General features: G+C 59.6%; 18 protein-coding genes and 1 pseudogene. 8 read left to right on the top strand and 11 right to left on the bottom strand.

Annotation, left to right across the window (positions count from 1 at the left end; all coding sequences use genetic code 11):
- Positions 1 to 1,264 precede the first annotated feature (1,264 nt).
- The 5 genes and pseudogenes from LDN75_RS05955 to LDN75_RS05935 all read right to left on the bottom strand — a co-directional run.
- Positions 1,265 to 1,393: pseudogene (locus LDN75_RS05955) on the bottom strand (helix-turn-helix domain-containing protein); the annotation flags it as partial.
- A gap of 1,142 nt (positions 1,394 to 2,535) precedes the next feature.
- Complete coding sequence (locus LDN75_RS05950; protein ID WP_223936234.1) at positions 2,536 to 2,817, bottom strand: hypothetical protein; 282 nt, start codon at positions 2,815 to 2,817, stop codon at positions 2,536 to 2,538.
- Positions 2,814 to 3,311: a toxin C-terminal domain-containing protein gene (locus LDN75_RS05945; RefSeq protein WP_263422380.1), complete on the bottom strand. Its 498-nt coding sequence runs from the start codon at positions 3,309 to 3,311 to the stop codon at positions 2,814 to 2,816. Before LDN75_RS05945 ends, LDN75_RS05950 begins: the two co-directional genes overlap by 4 nt.
- Before the next feature lie 22 nt (positions 3,312 to 3,333).
- The gene (locus LDN75_RS05940) at positions 3,334 to 4,938 is read right to left on the bottom strand and encodes an RHS repeat-associated core domain-containing protein (protein WP_223936233.1); all 1,605 of its coding nucleotides are present in this window, start codon (positions 4,936 to 4,938) and stop codon (positions 3,334 to 3,336) included.
- Positions 4,939 to 5,232: 294 nt separating this feature from the next.
- Positions 5,233 to 5,475 carry a hypothetical protein gene (locus LDN75_RS05935; RefSeq protein WP_223936232.1) on the bottom strand — a complete coding sequence of 81 codons (243 nt, stop codon included), beginning with the start codon at positions 5,473 to 5,475 and terminating at the stop codon, positions 5,233 to 5,235.
- A 111-nt stretch (positions 5,476 to 5,586) separates the two neighbouring features.
- On the opposite strand from LDN75_RS05935, the gene LDN75_RS05930 reads away from it, so the two are divergent.
- Positions 5,587 to 5,925, top strand: coding sequence for a hypothetical protein (locus LDN75_RS05930; protein ID WP_223936231.1), 339 nt, complete (start codon positions 5,587 to 5,589; stop codon positions 5,923 to 5,925).
- 109 nt (positions 5,926 to 6,034) lie between these two features.
- Here LDN75_RS05930 and LDN75_RS05925 read toward each other — a convergent pair whose 3' ends face one another.
- Entirely contained in the window at positions 6,035 to 6,598 is a 564-nt protein-coding gene (locus tag LDN75_RS05925; protein WP_223936230.1) for a suppressor of fused domain protein, read from the bottom strand.
- Positions 6,599 to 6,857: 259 nt separating this feature from the next.
- The gene (locus LDN75_RS05920) at positions 6,858 to 7,610 is read right to left on the bottom strand and encodes a hypothetical protein (RefSeq protein WP_223936229.1); all 753 of its coding nucleotides are present in this window, start codon (positions 7,608 to 7,610) and stop codon (positions 6,858 to 6,860) included.
- 158 nt (positions 7,611 to 7,768) lie between these two features.
- Here LDN75_RS05920 and LDN75_RS05915 point away from each other — a divergent pair, with 158 nt between their 5' ends.
- From LDN75_RS05915 to LDN75_RS05895, 5 genes are all read left to right on the top strand, one after another.
- Complete coding sequence (locus LDN75_RS05915; RefSeq protein WP_223936228.1) at positions 7,769 to 8,935, top strand: glycosyltransferase family 1 protein; 1,167 nt, start codon at positions 7,769 to 7,771, stop codon at positions 8,933 to 8,935.
- The gene (locus tag LDN75_RS05910) at positions 8,932 to 10,281 is read left to right on the top strand and encodes a UDP-glucose/GDP-mannose dehydrogenase family protein (protein ID WP_223936227.1); all 1,350 of its coding nucleotides are present in this window, start codon (positions 8,932 to 8,934) and stop codon (positions 10,279 to 10,281) included. The genes LDN75_RS05915 and LDN75_RS05910 overlap by 4 nt, the downstream gene beginning before the upstream one ends.
- 86 nt (positions 10,282 to 10,367) lie before the next feature.
- Positions 10,368 to 11,255, top strand: a complete 888-nt coding sequence (locus LDN75_RS05905) for an SGNH/GDSL hydrolase family protein (RefSeq protein WP_223936226.1) — start codon at positions 10,368 to 10,370, stop codon at positions 11,253 to 11,255.
- Between the two features lie 455 nt (positions 11,256 to 11,710).
- Complete coding sequence (locus tag LDN75_RS05900) at positions 11,711 to 12,016, top strand: hypothetical protein (protein ID WP_223936225.1); 306 nt, start codon at positions 11,711 to 11,713, stop codon at positions 12,014 to 12,016.
- A gap of 224 nt (positions 12,017 to 12,240) precedes the next feature.
- A complete protein-coding gene (locus tag LDN75_RS05895) occupies positions 12,241 to 12,855 on the top strand; it encodes a hypothetical protein (protein ID WP_223936224.1) in 615 nt (204 codons plus the stop codon).
- Here LDN75_RS05895 and LDN75_RS05890 read toward each other — a convergent pair.
- The 4 genes from LDN75_RS05890 to LDN75_RS05875 all read right to left on the bottom strand — a co-directional run bounded on the left by LDN75_RS05890 (position 12,813) and on the right by LDN75_RS05875 (position 17,787).
- Positions 12,813 to 13,013: a hypothetical protein gene (locus tag LDN75_RS05890; protein WP_223936223.1), complete on the bottom strand. Its 201-nt coding sequence runs from the start codon at positions 13,011 to 13,013 to the stop codon at positions 12,813 to 12,815. The two genes, LDN75_RS05895 and LDN75_RS05890, sit on opposite strands and share 43 nt — an antisense overlap.
- Before the next feature lie 258 nt (positions 13,014 to 13,271).
- Positions 13,272 to 14,528 (bottom strand): APC family permease, encoded by a 1,257-nt coding sequence (locus tag LDN75_RS05885; protein ID WP_223936222.1) that lies wholly within the window; start codon positions 14,526 to 14,528, stop codon positions 13,272 to 13,274.
- Between the two features lie 84 nt (positions 14,529 to 14,612).
- Complete coding sequence (locus tag LDN75_RS05880) at positions 14,613 to 17,171, bottom strand: LuxR C-terminal-related transcriptional regulator (RefSeq protein ID WP_223936221.1); 2,559 nt, start codon at positions 17,169 to 17,171, stop codon at positions 14,613 to 14,615.
- Between the two features lie 412 nt (positions 17,172 to 17,583).
- On the bottom strand, positions 17,584 to 17,787 hold the full coding sequence (locus LDN75_RS05875; RefSeq protein WP_011773907.1) for a cold-shock protein: 204 nt from the start codon (positions 17,785 to 17,787) through the stop codon (positions 17,584 to 17,586).
- 302 nt (positions 17,788 to 18,089) lie between these two features.
- Between LDN75_RS05875 and LDN75_RS05870 the strand changes: the two genes are divergently transcribed.
- Together LDN75_RS05870 and LDN75_RS05865 are read left to right on the top strand one after the other, a co-directional pair.
- Complete coding sequence (locus LDN75_RS05870; protein ID WP_223936220.1) at positions 18,090 to 19,532, top strand: DUF3375 domain-containing protein; 1,443 nt, start codon at positions 18,090 to 18,092, stop codon at positions 19,530 to 19,532.
- A complete protein-coding gene (locus tag LDN75_RS05865) occupies positions 19,529 to 20,116 on the top strand; it encodes a DUF4194 domain-containing protein (RefSeq protein WP_223936219.1) in 588 nt (195 codons plus the stop codon). The genes LDN75_RS05870 and LDN75_RS05865 overlap by 4 nt, the downstream gene beginning before the upstream one ends.
- The last annotated feature ends 2 nt before the right edge of the window (positions 20,117 to 20,118 follow it).

Here is a 20,118-nt window from a genome sequence, read left to right as displayed (position 1 = left end):
CAATTGTGGAACCTGCCGGCCCCCGGCAACAGAGGCTAATCGTCCCGGGCGGCGCGCTGCCGAAGCGCTTCCCGATCATCCCAAAACGCACTGGTGCGCAGCAACAACCTGGGGGTCGATGCGCGCAGATCCCTCACCGCCTCCCAGATCTTGGAGATCTCTCGGCGGCGCCCCGCGAGGAAGAACTATCCCTCTGCGTCGCCCGGACTGAAGCCATTCGCCTCGCTAAACACATCCTCGAACTAGACGAACAGCTCATGAACAATGAGAAGCAGCTGGACTAGCTGGTGAGAGTCAGCGAGGCAGCATCCTTGCTGAAAGAGAAGGGCTTCAAGGCAATCAGCGCAGCGAGGTGCCTCAGCGCTTCAGAGATCTTCAACCACACCCATGCTCACTACCTCGTGAAAACGAAGACGCCCAGGACGATCGCACCGGTCATGAATCCTACGACTCCAAGCACTTTTCCGGCGGAGGCTTTTACACCACAGGATTCTGCTTTTCGTGCATTTATAAAAGCCATAACACCCAGCGGAAGACCAAGAACAAACAAACTGATAACACCCAAAATAATTGAATTTTTTCGGTATCGAGAGAGACTCCACGCGGGATACCTAACCATGGACTGCATGGTTAGGTATCGATACCCACACCCGACGACAAAGGATCTCAATTTTCCGATCCCAGCCCTCCCAGATGACACTGAGGCGGAAGCGGTCACCCTCCGGCTCTAAGGCGACGAGAGACACTTCAGTGAAACCCCAGTTGACCTCTTCAGGATGCTCCACGGAATAATCCATCAGGGCTCTTACCAGATTCAGGGAGTCCACTGCTTCCAGATGAATCTCGACATCATATGGAGCACTGAGCACGTTGCCGCCATTATCGATGAAGCGTCTGAAACCGCCTGTACAGAATAGCCATATTTTTCGAGAGACAAATTATGGAGCAGCGACGATGAGAGTGAATCGTTGGCCCTCAACCAGCCACCGAAGGTTTCTGAATCAAAGTTCATTTTTCATCCATCTCTATGGTCCAGCTGGGAAGTCATCCGAAGGACCGGCTGTTTGAAGCCCGCCAAGTCGCCAGCCCAGAGGTCGCCTGGCCGGTGGGTCACGAAGCGGAAGGCAGCTGAGGGATACGCTTCGTCGCGCCCGTAATCGACGGACAACCATACATCGACTTGGACGCCTGGCCTCTCAGCGGCCGCGCTGTCAATGACAAGGACAACCGGATCAGTATCCTTTCGTTTGTCCTACCTGCCTACCGAATTGCGCCGCAACTCCCTCGAAATCGTGGAGGCCGCTCTACCGACCACCGTTCCGATCTGCCGCAGAGATTGACCCTGGGCACGCAGTACGGCGACCTCTTCACGCTGGGCGAAGGTCAGGCACCGACCCTTCAGATCACGGCCCCGCCGAGGCCTGACACCACCGGCCTCAAACAGGACCCTGCGCCCGGTACGCCGGCTCGTATCGATCCGAGCAACGGCATCAGTGATGAAATCACCAGCCTGCATCCCGGCCCAAAAAACCTGCAAAAGATCAGGCCTCACATGAACTGAATACCCTGCCATGACAACGCCCATCCGCTAAGTGTTGCAATCACCGCAAGAACCCAAGGATCCTCTAACGGGCAGCACTAATCACCAGCGTCAGACAACCGTTTCTGCTGAGTTGAGGCATAGATGTGGGTGAAGTAAACGCCATACTCGCTATCATCCGCGAACTCCGATAGGTCCAGATCGCCGGTTGCCTCGAACTCTGACCACAGCTTTTCACCCACAGCCTCCCAGGGCGATGGACCGCATCCGCAACACCAAGGGAACGACTTCGAAATCCAACCCAGGACAAACCGAACCGTGGTGTCAATCTCGGCATCAGACGTCAGGAAGGCAGCCAGCTCGGGAAACAGAGACACGTCGAGGTCGTAGTCAGGTAGGCCGGTCAGAGGCCGAGGACTCACAAACTGTTGCGCAGTGCCGCCAGAACAGCGCCATGAAGATGCATCACGGCAGAACATTCACCACGAACCGTGGAGAGCCCCGTAACCTCAACCTGGCTCATGGCTCCTTTCCCTGCAAGGTATTTCTGTCGTACTAGGACCACAGTGCCGAGCCTGAGTAATTTCCCTGCCAACAAACTGCGTGGTCATAAGTCCGACATGCCAAGGTCGACCGGACATCACGTAGCCATGCTTCTGATTTTCGGGTATTGAACTGATTCCTGAAACCATGGAGGTGCTCCTCAAGAGTGAAAGAGGCATCGACCAACAGTCGATGCCTCTTTTATTTGGAGCTAGAGTTTCGTCGCAGAGGAGCAGACGAGAAAGTTGGTGCTCGCTTGCGCTCCTTTGTACTCGCCAAAGATCGGAAACGTACGCACCTCGCTCAGAATGCCATTAAGGAACGAGCCGATCCTTCCATTAGCCCATTAACGGCTTCCACCCCGTGGCGCGGCTTGTACAACAGTTCGGATTCATGCAAGGGGATAGCCTTAATAGCTGAGTGGTTCCTCGGACCATCCCGACTCCCCTGAATCACTCGACGCTGGAACAGTGATCCAGCCAGTCACGATAGTCGTCGAGAAGACTCTCAACACCGCTCTTTTCGTCTGAATCTAAGGCCCCGGCCGCCAGTCCGGCTTCCATACACTTGATCAACACCTCAACGGTAGAACGATCGAATCCCTCGATCAAGAACTTCTGGGGATCAAGCAGGACGACACCAAAGCGAGATTCTGGTAACAGTAATTCGCGAATCTCTTCAGCGCGTTCATGGGTGAGCCCGGGAATAGATATCCCCCATGGATCATTTCTCATTTTTTATACCATTGCAGGAGCGCATCATAAGTTCCCAATCGAGTCTTGGCGCCAAATCCGTCAACCTTTGATGCCATTTTCCAAACCCCTAACGAATGCGTATCGGCATCGGGGCTAATGAAATTCTTACCGTTAGTATAGATGGCCTGACCGTGGCTTTGACGACCGCTAACCTTGGCATATCCTAGCCACTCCGCCAAGCCGGACGCCTGCCCTGTCGTGAGTTTTGACCCTTGATTCTTGGACAGCATCAGTCCGTTGAGGTCACAGGTATTGTGGACGAGGATCTCAGCACGGCCAACGTGGTAAGTGTGGATGCCCTCGATTGACAGGTTGTAGGCAAGGGCTGTCCGAGAAGTTCCGTCACTCAAACCGGCAACGGTGACTTGGGTGCCGTCGGATGCCAGGACCTTTTCTCCCTTTGCGAGCTGGTCGGCGCGTTCGAAGCGTTGATCTGTTACTGACCAGAAGGGGTGATCTTCGGTAGTCGTGATGCTGTCCCTGTCTAGGATGAGCTCAGCAACTGTGTCCTCGTGTACGAAGACGTGTTGGGACTGCTTTGGGTTCCTGTTCGCCAGTTTCTGGGTCGGTGGCTAGGACCTTGTCTCCGATTTTGACTTCGTCGATCGGCTTCTTAGATCCGTCTCCCATGAGAACCACGGTGAAGCCTGCAAAGGAACACGCTTTCGCTGCACTACTCATGCTTCCCGAGTAAGTACTGGGGGACGAGGTCGCTGCCTTGGCTGCGGCTTGGTTGCCGAGGTTCTGTGTTTGCTGTTGGGCTGCTTGGTAGGACTGTTTGGCAAGGTTCTGGGAGGCTACTCGGCCGGAGGCAGCGCTTGCTGCACCTCCAGATCCGTTGCCAGCGAGTCCTCTGACGAACGAACCGACATACGGGGCGGCTTTACTGAGTACTTGCCCGACGCCGGACCCTACCGCGCCTCCGGCTAGTCCCCATCCGATGTTGTTGGCCATGCCGCCGTAGTATTGCTCGGCTGAGGGAGCTGGTTTTCCTTGTGCCATGTCGGCCATGGCCGTAGCACCGGACGCAGCAATCCCGCCGGCGACAGCACCCGCAACGATAACCGCGGCCCCAGCGACGGCACAGACGACCGTGGCGATGCATCCTGCGACCAGGGAAGCAACACCGACGGCGACTACGGCACCGACGACGGCACCCGTGACGGCTCCGACAATTTCTGAGCCGTGGTCCTTGAAGAAGTTGCCGACGTCCCCCCACCAGTCCAGACCTGACGGGTCCGAGCGGTTGATCGGGTCTCCCCATGAGTAGGAGTAGGGGGTGAATCCTTCGCCTTTGTCGGTGTGGAGGACCGGGTCGGGGCTGGTGAAGGCACCGGTGACGGGGTCAAGTTCGCGTGCTCCGAGGTGGGTCAGGGAGCTGACGGTGTCATCGAGCCCGCCGATGTATCCATTGACGGCGCCGAAGCCTGCTGGGTTGGCGGCGTTGGAGCCGACACCAGCGGTTGTTGCGCCGGCGGCGGTGTAGGTGTTGTTGCCTTGGCCGGTGAGGTTGTTGCCTCGTGCGAGGCCGAACGGGTCGGTGTAGCGCTGGATTGCGGTGATTGGCCCGGTCCCGACTGTGGGTTGTGTCATGGTTTGGGCCGTGTTCACGGAGTCGCCGACGATCAGGGACAGTTTCGCGGATCCGTTTGCGGCGGTACGCTGCGCGACGGTCTTTCCTGCGAACGTGTACGTGCAGGTGGCTGTTTTTATCGGTGTGGTGGCTTTGGTGGCGTGCGCGGTGATCCGGCCGAGGGTGACCGTAGTGCCGGTTCCGTCGACGATACCGACGAGGTTGCCGGCGGCATCGTAGTACCTGGTACCGAGGCCGCCTGCCCCTGTGGTGGGCCCGGGTGGTGTTCCGTTGGTCGCGCCCGGGTTCGGGTTCGCCGGGACGGTGCTCGTTCCCGTGGTGGTGGCCAGGAAACCGTCGGCGGTGTAGGTCAGGGTTTGGCCTGCCCGGCCTGTCATCCGTCCGGCTGCGTCCCAGGTGAAGGTCCGGGTCGTTGGTGTGCCGTTCACGGTGGAGACGATCGAGTCAACCTGGTGCGGTCCTGCGGTACCGGGTGCTGCGTAGTTGTACTGCTCGGTGACGGCCAACGCTCCGGAGGCGCCGAAGCGTTTGACCTGTGAGCGGTCACCGGCTGCGGTGTACGTGTAGGTTTGCGCGTACGCTGCCGGACCGCCAAGACCGCTTACGCTGGTCGAGGCAGGGCTCGGTGCTGTCGTTCAGGCCTTGGACGCGGGTGTCCACACGGCTTCCAGCCGTGAGGCGTAGTCGTAGTCGTAGCACTGGTAGTCAGTCGCCACGCTTGGGCGGCTGTTGAAGGCCAGTTCCCGTGCGGTGAGCTTGCCGGCTGCGCTGTAGGTGTAGGTGTAGGTGGTTTTGCCTGCCTATCTCGTGAAGACGATGATGCCAAGGACGATCGCTCCGCTGATGAAGCCTATGATTCCAAGGACCTTTCCAGCCGTAGCTCTGACGCCGAGCGCTTCTGCCTTCCGGGCATTGATGAACGCGAGGGCCCCCAGCGGAAGTCCAAGGATGAACAGGCTGATGACACCGAGAATGATGGACGTCTTCCGATGCCGGGAAGCCAGAACTTGGTCTTGTGCGGTCAGGGTAGCAGGTACGGACATGGACTTCTCCTATAAGAGTTGAGCGGACAAAAATGGTAGTGCCAGGCCTTGTATCAGCTAGCTTCAGCGGTTTTGGTTATACCCGGTAGTCGCATGAGGAACAATGTCTATGTGACCCACAACAGCGAAATGATGCGCGAGATGCCATGGCCGTTCCCGGACGGTCGATTCCCAGATGAGCTCGGTGCGGTGGTGATGACTTCCGTACTCTCAGGCACCAGACCCGCTCTACAAGTACTACACGACCCTGAAAATGGTTGGAGCATCGCCGACGGGGTAGATGACCCAAATACCCCCGGCGGCGCCGTTGCGACTCATATCAGACACATCATTGATATGGATCCCACTTTGGAAGTCTTGGCATCTATCCCCCCGGGAACCTTGGCAGATCGATTCGAGGTTGGCGGAGAGTGGCATTTCAGGGCCTTCGCCTGGGAAGAGGAGCAGTAGCGCAGCTCTCTTTCGAAATGATCCGAAGCTGATCCGGGACCGCGGGTCATGCGTTACGGCGCCCATTTCCTTGGACCGTATCGGTCTCTGGCCCGTCGGCATGAACCTTCTAAATCACCGACTGCCGATGAACATCCTCGAACGCTGGCCGTTGCTGCTTCACTATCGACTCGAAAGCGCCAACCCCGTGCTCATTTATGTACTGAGCTTCGGGACCCGTTATGGGCACCAGCCAGAGAAACTGGATATCTTGGTCGCCTACGCGCAGAGGAGAAAAAGCCTCGGGCAAGTGTTCGGGGGCGCGGACGAAGATGGCCTCCATTTCGGAGCCATCGAACATCCGTCCCCGAGGTCCGATCACGTCTCCTGCAGACAGAGGCTCTCCGCTTTCCAGGGATTCTCCTGTCACTTGGACGAGTATCGATCCCATGACCGAAGAAGCTTCGGGCCTGGAAGACGTCATCAGCAACTCAGTTGAGGTTTCACCGCCCTCCGCTATCGAAAACCGAACAAGCTTACTGAGTCCGATGGTGGAGTAATGTACGGACCCACCCTCGCTTACCGGCTCGTAAACGGCTAGGGAAACTACATTCCCTTCGGGAGTCTTGCCGGCAGGGCCGCCCCCCTGGATTCGCCCAAGAAAGTGCTCCAGGTGCTCTATCAATCCTGTCATGTGTGTCATCTGAACCTTAGATCGTTGTTTCCGCCAGACCTATTGCAGGCGATGCATTCTAGGATGACATCCGAGTTGTAGTTGTCGATAATGTACTGCCGTGAGAAAGGCGATTCGAAGCCTCGGTTAGTCCGGGAGGGATTATGTGACATATCCCAGTCCCTTTTAGCCCCAGACCCCGGCGCGACCTTAACCTCTGCACCACATGACGTACATAGACGACCGCCTGTTGGGCCTGGCTCCGCGTCGTTCCAAACCTTCATTTGGTAGGTCTGACGGAACGTACTCCGAGAGGTAAGCTCACCGCTCTTGTTCGTCCCCATAAGCGGACCGGCGTAGCTCGGCTGAGCAGGCGGGCCCGCCGCGGCCGCTTTAGCTGCTGCTTGGTTTCCGAGGTTTTTGGTTTGTTGTTGGGCGCCCCGCCGGACAGGACATAGGCCTTGCCTGTAGAAGGGTTCACCTGAATGTTCTGGGCGCCACCGGTCAGCGGAACGGTAGTGGTGGCGTTGGTTGCACCATCGATAACGGTGACGCCGCCGCTGATGCCGACATAGATCTTGTTGCTGCTTTCATTCACAGCCAGGACAGACGGTTCCGCGGTCATTGGCACGCGCACAGCGGGACCATACGTGGCCCCGTCCACCACGGAAACATAGCCGCCTGCTGTGGTGATGTAGATCTTGTTGGTCACCGTATTCACGGCAACATCGAAGGCCCTGTCTCCGGCGTCCACGGCAGGCGCCCCGGCTGGTCCCCCAATACGGGTCACACCTTCGATCGACGTCACGAACACCGTGTTCGTCACAGGGTTAACAGCAATCCTTGCCGGCTGCTCACCTGTCGAGAAAATATCCGTCACCGCGTCGGCCATCGCGGGAGACGTCGGCGAACCGACGGTTCCCAGCAACAAAGTCAGGCCCAGCCCGACGGCGGCTGACCGCGCCGCCGCCCGGCGCCGTCGTCGTACGTTTACTCCCCCAAGCGCGCGCGAACCATCCCCAGCAGCAAACATGGCAAGACCCCCCAAAAGTCGAGACGCGGCAGCGCGTCATAGAACGGGAGTCTACCGGGCGGCTCCGACAACAGAAGCCCCTCCTGTTAACCAACTCTTCCTCCACAGGCCACCCGTTCGAACCCACAAGGCCAACCGTCCCGACCACCGTTGAAAGCGTGAGGATCGCAATCGTCGCCGAATCATTCCTGCCACTGATGAATGGGGTAACCCACTCGATACTGCGGGTGCTGGAGCATCTGCAGGAGCGCGGGGATGAGGTGATGGTGATCGCGCCGTCGACGTCGGACACTGATGTTTCGAGCGTCGTCAAGGGTGCGTATGTGCACCGGCTTCCCTCAGTGCCGCTGGCCGGTTACACGAATGTGCGGGTTGCGTTGGGTGGTGTGAATCGGGTCAAGCGAATCCTTGCCGATTTCGCCCCCGACGTCGTTCATCTCGCCTCCCCGTTCGTCCTCGGCTGGCGCGCAGTGCAGGCAGCCGATCAACTCGGCATACCGACGGTTGCGATCTACCAAACCGAAGTTCCCAGTTACGCCGCCCGCTATGGCGTGCCGTTCCTGGAGAACTGGGCGTGGAACCGCGTGGACAACATCCACCTTCTGGCCACCCGAACCCTTGTGCCGTCTACGTTCGCGCTGAACCAGTTGCGCGGACGCGGCATCCTGCGCGTTGATATGTGGCGTCGGGGTGTAGACACCGCGCGCTTCAACCCCGCAAAACGCTCGACGGCGTGGCGCAGCTCGGTAGCGCCCGGCGGCGAGCGGATCATCGGCTACGTCGGCCGCCTCGCCGTGGAGAAACAGGTGGAAGATCTTGCCGTGCTGGCGGACCTGCCGGATACGAACCTCGTGATTGTTGGTGATGGCCCACAACGGGAAGCACTCCAAACGGCGCTGCCGAACGCGGTTTTCACCGGCTTCCTCGGCGGGGATTCATTGGCGCAGGCCGTTGCTTCCTTCGATCTCTTCGTCCATCCCGGCGAGTTCGAGACGTTCTGCCAGACCATTCAGGAAGCCATGGCATCGGGCGTTCCTGTGGTCGCGACCGGCCGCGGCGGCCCCTTGGACCTCGTAGAAAACTCCCGAACGGGTTGGTTGTACGAGCCGGGAAACCTCACCCAACTTCGAGACTACGTGCAGGACCTGATGGGCGACGACGCCAAGCGGCGCGCGTTCGCAGCGGCAGCAACTGCTTCGGTCCAGGGCCGGACGTGGCCCGTGCTCAGCGCGGACTTGGTGCGGCATTACATCGAAGTCGTCGCCGGCATTCCCAGCGAAGCCGGCCCCACTGAACTGACCTCAAGCAAAGGACCCTCCTCATGAAGATCTCCGTGATCGGCTGCGGCTACCTCGGCGCAGTCCACGCCGCAACGCTCGCGTCCATGGGCCACACTGTGGTGGGCATCGACGTCGATTCCCACAAGGTTGAGCAGCTCAACAAAGCGCTGGCCCCCTTCCACGAGCCCGGCCTGGACGAACTGCTCAGCGACGGCCGCACCACGGGCCGTCTGAAGTTCACCACTGACTTCTCAGCGGCAGCCGACGCCAAAGTCCATTTCCTCTGCGTGGGCACACCGCAGTCCAAGACCTCTGACACGGCCGATCTTTCTCATCTGATGAGCGCCACGAAGAGCCTCCTCCCCCACTTGGCCAAGAGTGCCGCCGTCGTGGGTAAGTCCACCGTGCCGGTAGGCACCGTGGAGACGCTGCGCGCGGTCCTGGCCCGCCGCTCGGACGTCCTGCTCGGCTGGAACCCTGAGTTCCTGCGCCAGGGCACGGCCGTCAAGGATTCGTTGGTCCCCGATCGTCTGGTTTACGGCGTCCCCGGCGGGAAGGGCGCCGCAGCCGGCGCTCCCGTGACCGCCGTTCTGGATGCCGTGTACGAGCCCCTGATCAGCGCCGGCATCCCCCGTTTGGTTTGCAACTTTGCCACCGCGGAGCTGATCAAGTCGGCGTCGAACGCTTTCCTGGCCACGAAGGTCAGCTTCATCAACGCAATGGCAGAGCTCTGTGACGCCTCGAGTGCCGACGTAAGCGAACTCAGTGAAGCCATGGGCCTGGACCCGCGTATCGGGAACCGTTACCTGCATGCGGGACTCGGGTTCGGCGGCGGCTGCCTGCCCAAGGACATCCGATCCTTCCGAGCCCAGGCACGCGAACTCGACGTCCCGTCCGTGGACCGATGGATGGAATTGGTGGACACCATCAACCTGGACCAGCGCACCCGCGCCGTGGATGTGGCACGGGAAATGTGCCGAGGTTTCCTGTCCGGCAGAACGGTGACGATCCTCGGTGCTGCGTTCAAGCCAGACACCGACGACATCCGCGACTCACCCGCCCTTGATGTTGCCCAGCAGCTCGCTTCTGCCGGTGCGCACGTGACCGTCACCGACCCCAAAGCCATCAACAACGCTTGGATCCGCTACCCGCAGATCCGTTTCGAGGCATCCACCAAGCGCGCCCTTGAGGGCGCTGAGCTGGTGCTTCTGCTCACTGAATGGGACGAATACGTCTCCCTTTCGCCGTCGTTTGCGGGCTCGCTCGTACGACGGCGGATGGTGCTGGACGCTCGGAACGTGCTGGACGCTGAGGCTTGGCGAAGCGCGGGATGGACCGTCCGCGGGTTAGGGACCGGAGCGGCGGTGGTGGCGGAGGAAATGTTCCTCTAGCCGGCTCGAACTCCCGGGAACATCACGACAAGTACCGCCGTTATCCACAATGTAAGAAACCTTTTTCCTTACAAGGAGGTAGGGCAATGAGGTGGCGTGGCCGGGTTATCACCAGAGGCCTTGTTGATCTCAAAGCGGGTGCTGAGCAGAATACCAAGGACCGCTCGCACCCTTGGAGCAGATATGTGGCGCTTGGGGATTCCTTTACCGAAGGGATTGGGGATCCGGAACCAGGAAGCGCCGGAGGGCTGCGCGGCTGGGCTGACCGCGTTGCCGAAGAACTCGCAGCCGACCACCCGGATCTTGCCTATGCCAACCTTGCCGTGCGTGGGTTGCTGCTGCAGCAGATCCTCGACCAGCAGATCGGTCAGGCACTGACCCTGAAGCCTGACCTGATCACGTTGTCTGCCGGCGGGAACGATATGGTGTTCCACGGCAGCGATCCGGACAAGCTTGCCAGCAAACTTGAGACCGGAGTGAGCCTTTTGGCTGAGACGGGCGCGAAGATTGTTTTGTTTACGGGACCCGACTGGGGATCCACCCCGATACTGGGACGCAACCGCGGCAAAGTGGCCATCTTTAACGAGAACGTTCACGCTATTGCTGCCCGTCACGGCACATTCATCACAGATCTCTGGGCCCTGAGGCAACTCAAGGACCCAAGTATGTGGGACCCTGACCGGCTGCACCTCTCCCCGCTGGGTCATCACACGGTTGCCATGGCAGTACTGGATACCCTCAATGTCCCGCATACGCTGCGGCCGTTTGAACCCAAAGAGCTGCCGGAAAGCAGCTGGCGTCAAGCCAGGGCCGGTGACCTCGCGTGGGCAAGGGCATACTTTTTCCCTTGGGTGTTCAAGCAGCTGCGACCCCACGGTTCCGTAGAGGAACGCCGGGCGAAGCGGCCGTCTGCTGGCCCTGTCTTCGAAAGCGAGAACCCTTCGGAAGCGTCCAAGGCACTGGTGGAGCGATGACTTTTCGTTCCTCAGCAGAGGCCGTGCAGGGAGGTTCCATCAAGGCCAAGGGCGTCTTAACAACGATGCGTGTTGGGCGTATTTTATTTGTGTAGATCCGCCCCACCGAAACCCGTTAAACCGTAGCCCGGTGCCGACACCGGGCAAGACCCTCTATTGGTAATTCAATCTTCGGGAGCTCACCGTGGACACGGGAGTGATAACGGCTTATATCGTCGGTTATCTCATAACTGCAATCACGGTGTTTGTGTTTTGTCTGCCAGCCATAGTGCTCTTTGTGATTCTGTTGCTGGTGGCAGGGGCACTTCGGGTGTTGGTGTGGCCACTGGAGTTGCTGATCCGGAAACTGCGCCGGCACCCGAAGGAAACGCAAACGGACCAATCGTGGTTGTTGGGCTCAGGTTAGGAGCCGTGCAGGTCTATTAGCGAGTCCGTTAGCGAGAAGGAGGAAAACGATGAACATCGGACAAAAGCCAGAAGCGCCGCGTGAAGTACCTGAAGCAGACGCTGTTGAGCAGCAGACGCCCGTCCTACCCGAGGGCTCTGAAGAGTCTGAGCTCATGAAACCGCTACCTGATGACGCCCCTGAGGCCGATGTTCTGGAGCAGCGGACAGACGTGCTTCCCGGCGGTTCAGCGTTTACACGACTCGCTGGCATGTCTGAAGCAGAGGCCGCGGAAGGAGACTATATCGAGCAGGCACTCGCGCCCTCCTTCGACGAGGAAGACGACTACCGCGAAAACAACGAGGAGGTCGGCTAGAAGCAGCCCCCAATCCGTGCGCTAAGTCATAGAAGACTTCTCCTGTTGGGGCCCGTGTGACCGGTGTTACTGTCGCACCACGCGCCTTTCGCATGGGCGCACTCTAAGGGGGCAACACATTGCACACACAACTTTCGCGCGCCGGAAAACACTCGCTTTTCGGCGGCAAATCGGCACGGGGTTTTCGCGGTAAAGCTCTGGGAATCACAGCCATCGGATCACTGATGATTTTGCTGACCGGTTGCGGTTCGGGGTCAATGGGAGCTGCTGGATCGGTGAGCAGCACCACGGAATCGACGTCCGCAACTGCGTCGCCTACGCCTACTCCAACGCCAAGCAAGATAGCCGGGAAAGCCTGCACCACAGAGAAGAACACCCAAGTAGCGGCGGGCGAAACGTACATTTGCACAGTCGATCAATCGGGAAAACTCGCCTGGCTGGACTCTGCAACAGCAGTGAAGCTTTCTGATCAACGCGCTGCGGACGCCGCGGCAAAAGCCGCGGCAGAGAAGGCGGCAGCGGACGCAGCCGCGAAAGTGGCAGCGGACAAGGCAGCGGCTGACAAGGCTGCCGCAGACAAACTTGCCGCCGACCAAGCGGCCGCTGCCAAAGCCGCCGCAGATCAGGCCGCTGCTGCCGCTGCGGCTGCGAAGCCTGCCCCCGCCGCTCAAAGTGGGTGCGACCCGAACTACGCCGGTGCCTGCGTACCTGTTGCGTCCGACGTCGACTGTGCCGGAGGTAAAGGCAACGGACCGGCCTACGTGAGAGGCCCAGTGACGGTGGTTGGTTCTGACATCTACGGCTTGGACAACGACCACGACGGAATCGGTTGTGAGTAGTAGCCACTGAACCAGTAGAGATCAATGGCCCATTCGCGGTGGGCTCGCAGACCCTCATGACGCCACCCGGGGATGAACCCATCCAGTTGCGCATCGCGGAGGTAGTGGACGGCGAGGTGTTCGTCGACGAGCACGCGTCGATGAGCTGGGCGGCTCACCACCTAGTCCGTCCCAGCAAACACTCATTTTTGCGTGAAGCGAACCCAAAAAGCCATGATTTGCTCGCCTTTGGATACCTAGAGCGAACGAAAGAACACCTAGTCCCGATTTCCGGCCATAGTCTGCTTTTGTGCCTTCGGGACGAGAAACCCGGTGTCCGGCGGGAACCCCACTCGTCCTAGGCGAAGGAGGCACGACGGCACGGCTCCACCTAAGAACCCCCAGGTGGAGTCGTGCCCAGCCGGCTTGCCGAGGGCTTATCGAGGACTTCGGCGCAAACGGACCAACCGGAACACGATGCCCACCACAAACATCAGCACACCCAGCCCGACGGACAGCGGCGGCAGCGTCGCAACCAATGCCACACAAGCAACAGCTCCAGCCACTTGCAGGGCCTTCGGGTACCGGCGGTCCTCGGCGGGCTGAGTGAAGGCCGCGATATTTGCGACCAAGTAATAAAGCAGCACGCCGAACGACGAGAAGCCGATTGCACCACGAAGGTCAGCCACGGCAATGATCAGGGAAATCACTACGGCCAGCGTTGTTTCGGCCCGGTGTGGAACCTTGTACCGCGGATGGACGGCAGCGAGCCAGTGCGGGAGGTCGTGCTCGCGTGCCATCGCAAGGCTCGTCCGGCCCAGCCCTGCAATCAGCGCGAGGAGGGCACCCAGCGAGGCCACTGCCGCTCCGATCCGAACGATGGGAGCTGCCCAGGACATCGCACCGGCGTCGACGGCGTCCGCGAGGGGTGTCGGCGTTCCGGAAACGCCGTCGGGTCCCAGGGTCGCTAACAGCGTGACAGCGATCATGGCATAGATGACGATCGTAATTCCCAGGGCGATGCTGATGGCCCGGGGTATGGTGCGGCGGGGCTCTCGAACTTCCTCCCCCATCGTGGCGATCCTCGCGTAGCCGGCGAAGGCAAAGAAAAGCAGCCCAGCCGACTGCAGTATGCCGTACCAGCCGTGCGCCAGCAGCCCCTCCCCCACAAAATTGCTGAAGTCAGGTCCGGAACCACCCCAAACGGCGGCCACTGCTATCGCCAGAGCGGTCAGGACGGCGATCACCAGGATTCGCGTAAGTCCCGCGGTGCGGGTTACTCCGTGATAGTTCACAGCGGTCAAAATTACGACGGCGGCAATCGCCACCGGGCGTTCCCAGCCCGCCGGCGCGGCATAGGCTGCGAAGGTCATGGCCATGGCTGCAGCGCTGGCCGTCTTGCCGATCACGAATCCCCACCCAGCCAGGAAGCCGTACCAGGGCCCAAGCCGCTCACGTCCGTAGACGTATGTTCCGCCGGAGGTGGGGTACCTGGCAGCGAGTTGTGCGGAAGACGTCGCATTGCAGAAGGCCACGAAGGCCGCGACAATCAAACCAATCAGCAGTCCGGATCCTGCTGCCGCAGCGGCTGGTGTGAACGCCGCGAAGACGCCGGCACCGATCATGGAGCCTAAGCCGATGAGGGAAGCATCGAAGGTGCCGAGGCGGCGGGCCAAGGCCGGGGAATTGCTCACGAGAACCCTTCACGCATTAAGGTCTGAGCTCTGCCGGTGTCACCGGCGGACTCGTACTGGAAGATACGTTCAGCCTAACGTGAGTCAGCGCGCCGCCATTGAATTGCCCACGAGGATGAAGAGGCCGTTACGCGAGGTTGCGCCGGTCTTTCGCAGTGCGTTGGAAATATGGTTTTCCACTGTTCTCGCGCTGATCCCCAGATGTTCAGCAATCTCAACGTTCGAGCGATGTCCCGCCAACGCGGCAACCTCAATTTCGCGTTCCGTGAGGGGCGTAGTCCTGAAAGTGTTGAAGGATAGCTGCTCGTTGGTTGACGGGAACCTTGCCGCGAACAAAGACGAAGCTTCGGCCATGGCCTCGGCCGCTGCCGTGTTCCCCTCCAGAACGTGACGCTTGAGGGCACCTCGAAGCAGCATGCCGATCTGATAGTTGTCGGCGTCCAGTTCGTAGTGCTTCAGGAGGAGACCGAGCAGCTTGTGATCGCCTTCCACAACCGCGCTGGCAACGGCCATCATCTGGTCATGAGCCGTTACCCCACTGTCCCGCAGGATCTTGCGGAGGATATCAAGAACTGGTCCTCCGGGACACAGGCATGTGCAGAGCAGCGCCGTCATTGTTGCTTCCAGGATGTAGCCACTCTTCATCTGGCGTTTGATGAGCTTTACTGCCCGCCGATCAAAAACTGAGGGTTGGGTAGTCTCTGCGGCAACGAGCTCATGTACACCCTTGCCGATGCCGGGCAATGGGCCAACATCAGGCACCTCACTCCGCGCCTGCGAGGCGATGGACAACGCCGGTGAGATGGCCGTCGTCGCGTGCCGTAGGCCGGCGAGCCGCAGCATCGCGTCATAAAGGACATCGACGACGAAGCCGGGCCGGCCCATGGCAAAGACACTACTCATGAGGTATTCGGCTTCTTCGAAGTACCCGCGGTACAGCAGGCCGTGCGCTGCAACATAGCTACTGGCCACCACACCGAATTGATCGAGGTTTCGGCGGGCCTCGGCACGCCAATCCAGCGCGAAGACCAAGGAGTCCTCAATCCTGCCTGCTGCAAAGAGCGCGAACCCGTGAAGGAACGGACGGAGGTGGGGGAAGGCGTCGTCATCCTCAGCCTTCTCGGTCACGCTGAGAACCGTACCCGGCCGAAAGCGATACAGCTCAAGCAAGCTTTGGACGAGTCCCTCCAAACCGGGCGGATCGTGCTCAGAGCCCCCGGCAGAAGGCTCCGTTCTCGGCGGGATCCGGCCGTGCGAGGCGTTGATAAAGAGGATCGCGGCCTCGGCAGTAGAAGCCTGTTCGGGGTTGTGCTCAGCGAATCCTTTCAGGATGTCCACTGCCGTACTCACGCCTTGCCCTGAGTAGATTGCAAGGAACGCCTTGGTGATCGTGAGAAAGAGAACGTCAGTCGGGTCGCCGTTGAGAGTGGACGTCTCCCGGCAGACGCGAGTGGCACGCATGACGTCCACGGGCGCTCCCCAGTAGACCCTGAGCAGAGCTGCGGCGTTGGTTGCCGATTTGTTCGCTTGCCATCGTTCATAGCGCGTGCGTTCGCGAGCGGCACTGTGATCGTGAAAATGCCGGGCCGTTACGGCGTCGTCGTTTCCTTTCTCAAGCCGCAAGGATGCGAGCACCCGGGATAAGCAGTCGGCAGTGGTTGAATTGCCCTGCGCACTTTGAGGCACAGTCTCAAGTGCTCCAGCGATCTTGTTCCGGAGGAGATGCCGGTCCCTGAGCGTCTTCTGGCCCCTGAAATAATCGGCGATGACGGGCGGACTTATAGCGGCGATCGGCCCATTGTGGTGATCGTCCATAACCGACAGGAATCCCCGCCGTTCAAGGCCTTCCAACACGTCGGGCTGCACCACTTTTTGCAGAACGTCTACGCGGGCTGTGCCAAGGATTGCCATGGTGTGCAGGGCAGTGATTTCTTCCGTGGCCAGGTCCGCAAGGAGTGCCTCCAGAGTTCCTCTCAGATGGTCGTTCCAGAGGGTGTCACCTGTCATCTGCCACTGCCGGCCACGCATGACCAGCAGCTCGCTTAAGGCAGCAGTCTCCGTGATCCGGACAATGAGTCGAGGGTTTCCGCCGGACTTTGTCAGGATTCGCGCGGTTGTATCCGCGTCTGCAGGAGCCCCCAAGACCTGAGCCACCAAGGTGTGTACCTGCTCATAGTGGAGGGGGTCCAGTTGCATCAAGGCTTCGCGGCCACTGTTCATGACGGCCAGTTGCCCCCGTGAGAACGAGCCGTTGTCCGGAGCCGTAACGATCAGCGGACAGTCGGACCTTCGCCGAACCGATTCCAGGACTGCCAGCGATTCGTTGTCCACCAGATGGATGTCGTCAACTACCAGCACGTGCTTTCCGGGCTTGGACAACTGGCTTGAGAGCGCATCCGCGATGTCCATGACTCCACTGCGGCCGGGCCGAAGCTCCAACCCCAGGCTCTTAATGGCGGAGTAAGGAATGGAGCGATGCGTGCGCAGGCCGCTGATGAAGTGGGTAGCCATCCCGGTTTTTTCCAAGTTGGCCACCACGTTTCGCACCACCGTGGTCCTGCCGCTTCCGGGTGCCCCAATAATCCGCACGCCTATGCCGCGGCCAACGAAATCGAGGATGCGCTGAACCTCAGAATCGAACACTCGATCCAACCTTCTGTTTCTGTGGATGACCGACATGCGGCTCACTTCGCAGGTTAGATCTCGGAAACGGGACTAGGTGGCAAAACAGCCTTGCACAGGCCGTTTAACGCCGTTCTAGGTGGTGATTTGGGCAAAAATAGGTGCTCGCGGTGGTGGTCTAGGTGGTGCGCGTGCCGTGCCAGAGCGTGTGGAAAGGAGTCGTCTGCAGTCTGTTCGTCCATGAGAGGCCCTCGGTTTCGTAGTGGATTACCAACCACGCTACGGACGTTCGAAGGTGAGTTACAGGGGTGTAATTCGCTATGTGGATATGTGTTCTAAGAAACCAACAACAACTCGTATATATGTTCGACTACAACGACAAGAAAAAACAGGGCCGGTCCATGACCGGCCCTGTTTTTCGTTTATCCGAAGACTAGATAGCCTGGATGTTTACTGCCTGGGGACCCTTGGGGCCCTGCTCGACGTCGAAGGAAACCTTCTGGTTCTCTTCGAGGGAGCGGTAGCCCGAGGAGTTGATCGCAGAGTAGTGAGCGAAAACGTCCTGGCTGCCATCCTCAGGAGAGATGAAGCCGAAGCCCTTTTCGGAGTTGAACCATTTCACGGTACCTGTAGCCATTTTTTCAGTCCTTACTGAAGGTGGAGATTCTCCCGACTTTCGGGTCTCCGGTGTGGGGTGTTCTCCACCGTTACTTCAGAAGGTCGCGATCCAGATGGATCGCGGGGACTGCCTGAACTACCAAATGCCAAACACAACAACACCGTCAAGTTTACATAGATCTGAGCAGATAGCTAGTGCGACGTCAGATTAATCAATCCGATGGCCGGACTGACCAAGAAAATTGTCGCGGTGTTGGCTTAGCCTGTGAGTCAAGACCGTCTGGCAGCAGCCGGTACGAAACTCGAAGACTTAGGGATCCTGTGGACTTCTACGCCATAAATACTCTGCGTGAGAACCACGCGGGCTGGTCCCTCCTTCGCGCCCAAAACGCCCCGCTGGCCCTGCACTTCTTCATGGCCGCCTTCACGGACCCTAATCAGCGCAACGTTGGCCGCCAGCAACTGATCGATACTTTGGACGACGTCTTGTTCGGCGTCCGGGAATCCTTCGGCGAGGACAGGTTCCCTCGCAGCGCGTCAGAGTATCTGGACGACTGGGCTGCTCCGGAGCGCGCTTGGCTTCGCAAGTACTACGTTCCGGGTGAGGATGAGCCGCATTACGATCTGACTGCCGCGGCGGAGGACGTCGTCAGGTGGGTGGAGAGCCTCAGGGGCCGTGAGTTCGTAGCCACGCAATCCAGGCTAACCAGCATCTTCGCTGTCCTGAAAACCTTAGTCCAGCAATCGGAGACCGACCCGGAAGTGCGGCTTGCCGAACTGCAGCAGCAAAGGGACCAGATAGACAAGGAGATGCAACGGATCCGGGCGGGCGACGTCAAGGTCATGAGCGGCCCCGAGGCTCTGGACCATTTCCAGCAGCTCACGGCGTTGGCCAAGGACTTGCTCTCCGATTTCCGCGAGGTCGAACAGAACTTCCGGAAACTGGACCGCCAAGTCCGCGAGCAGATCGCTACGTGGGACGGCAGCCAAGGCGAACTGCTGGACACGATCTTCGCCAACCAGCAGGACATTGGCAGTTCCCTCCAAGGCCGCACGTTCCAGGGCTTCTGGGACTACCTCATGTCACCCCAGTTGCGGAACGAGCTGAACGATCTCCTCCAGCGAGCCACTCAGATCGAGGCGTTGGCGCAGGCAGACAACCTCCACACAATCACCAATCTCCACCAGGACTGGTTGCCGGCCGTTGAACAGACACAGAGCACAGTGAGGCAGCTCTCCCAGCAGATGCGCAGGCTCTTGGACGACAAAGTCTTCCTGGAGAATAAACGCATCATGCAACTTATTCGAAGGGTTGAGGCGACTGCACTGGACACCCGGGACCACCCACCGTCGAGCGTTATTATGGAAATCGATGCACCGTCCGTCGACGTCGCGTTGCCGTTCGAGCGGCCGCTTTACGAGCCCGGAAGCCGCGTGATGGTGATGGACGAGGTGGTCACCGCTGACGACCAGGACCTGGATGCGAGCGCGCTGTTCAGCCAATTCCACGTGGACAGGGAGCGCCTGAAGTCCAACATCGACGATGTTCTTGAACACGCGGACCAGGCAACGCTCGCGGACATCACCGCAGCACACCCGCTGACCCAGGGGCTCGCTGAACTGGTGCAGTATTATCAGCTGGCGGTCGAATCGGACTGGGCCACAATCGACCCAGATGCAACCCAGGACCTCCAATGGCAGCTCCCGGATGGCACGCTAAAGGAGGCAACCATGGACCAGATCATCTTCGTGAGGCCGGCGTGACAATCGAAACAGCAAGCACCCCCGAGGAACTGCCCGCCGTCGTGACCAGGCTCTTTAAGGGCGTGGTGTACGCGGAGAACGATCAGAAGATCTGGCAATCGCTGATAACGCTCACGTCCCAAGTGCGGGATTACGTTGCGGTGCTTGGGCTCAACCTGATCCTTGACGAGTCGGAGGGCTACGCCTTCCTGAAGTCGCGTGAGGATCCTGGAGGAATGCTCCCCCGGCTCATCCCCCGGAGGCAACTCACGTTCGATGTCAGCCTGCTGCTCGCCCTCCTCCGGAAGCGGATGCTTGAATTCGATACCAACAGCAGCGAGCTCCGCCTCATCATGTCGGAGGCGGAAATAAAGGATATGGTCTCTGTTTTCCTGCCCGAGTCCAGCAATGAGGCCCGGATCCTGGACAGGCTGGGGACCAACATCAAGAAAGTGCTGGAGCTTGGTTTCCTCCGGAGACTCAAGGGCGAAACGGAAGCGTATGAGGTGATGCGCATTTTGAAGGCCTACGTTGACGCGCAGTGGCTGGAAGAGTTCGACGCGCGGCTGGCTGACTACCGTGACTCCCTCACCGGAAGCAAATGACC

Origin of the sequence: Arthrobacter sp. StoSoilB5 (assembly GCF_019977235.1) — a bacterium.
Classification (GTDB): Bacteria; Actinomycetota; Actinomycetes; order Actinomycetales; family Micrococcaceae; genus Arthrobacter.
This window is presented reverse-complemented; position numbering and strand designations above follow the sequence as displayed.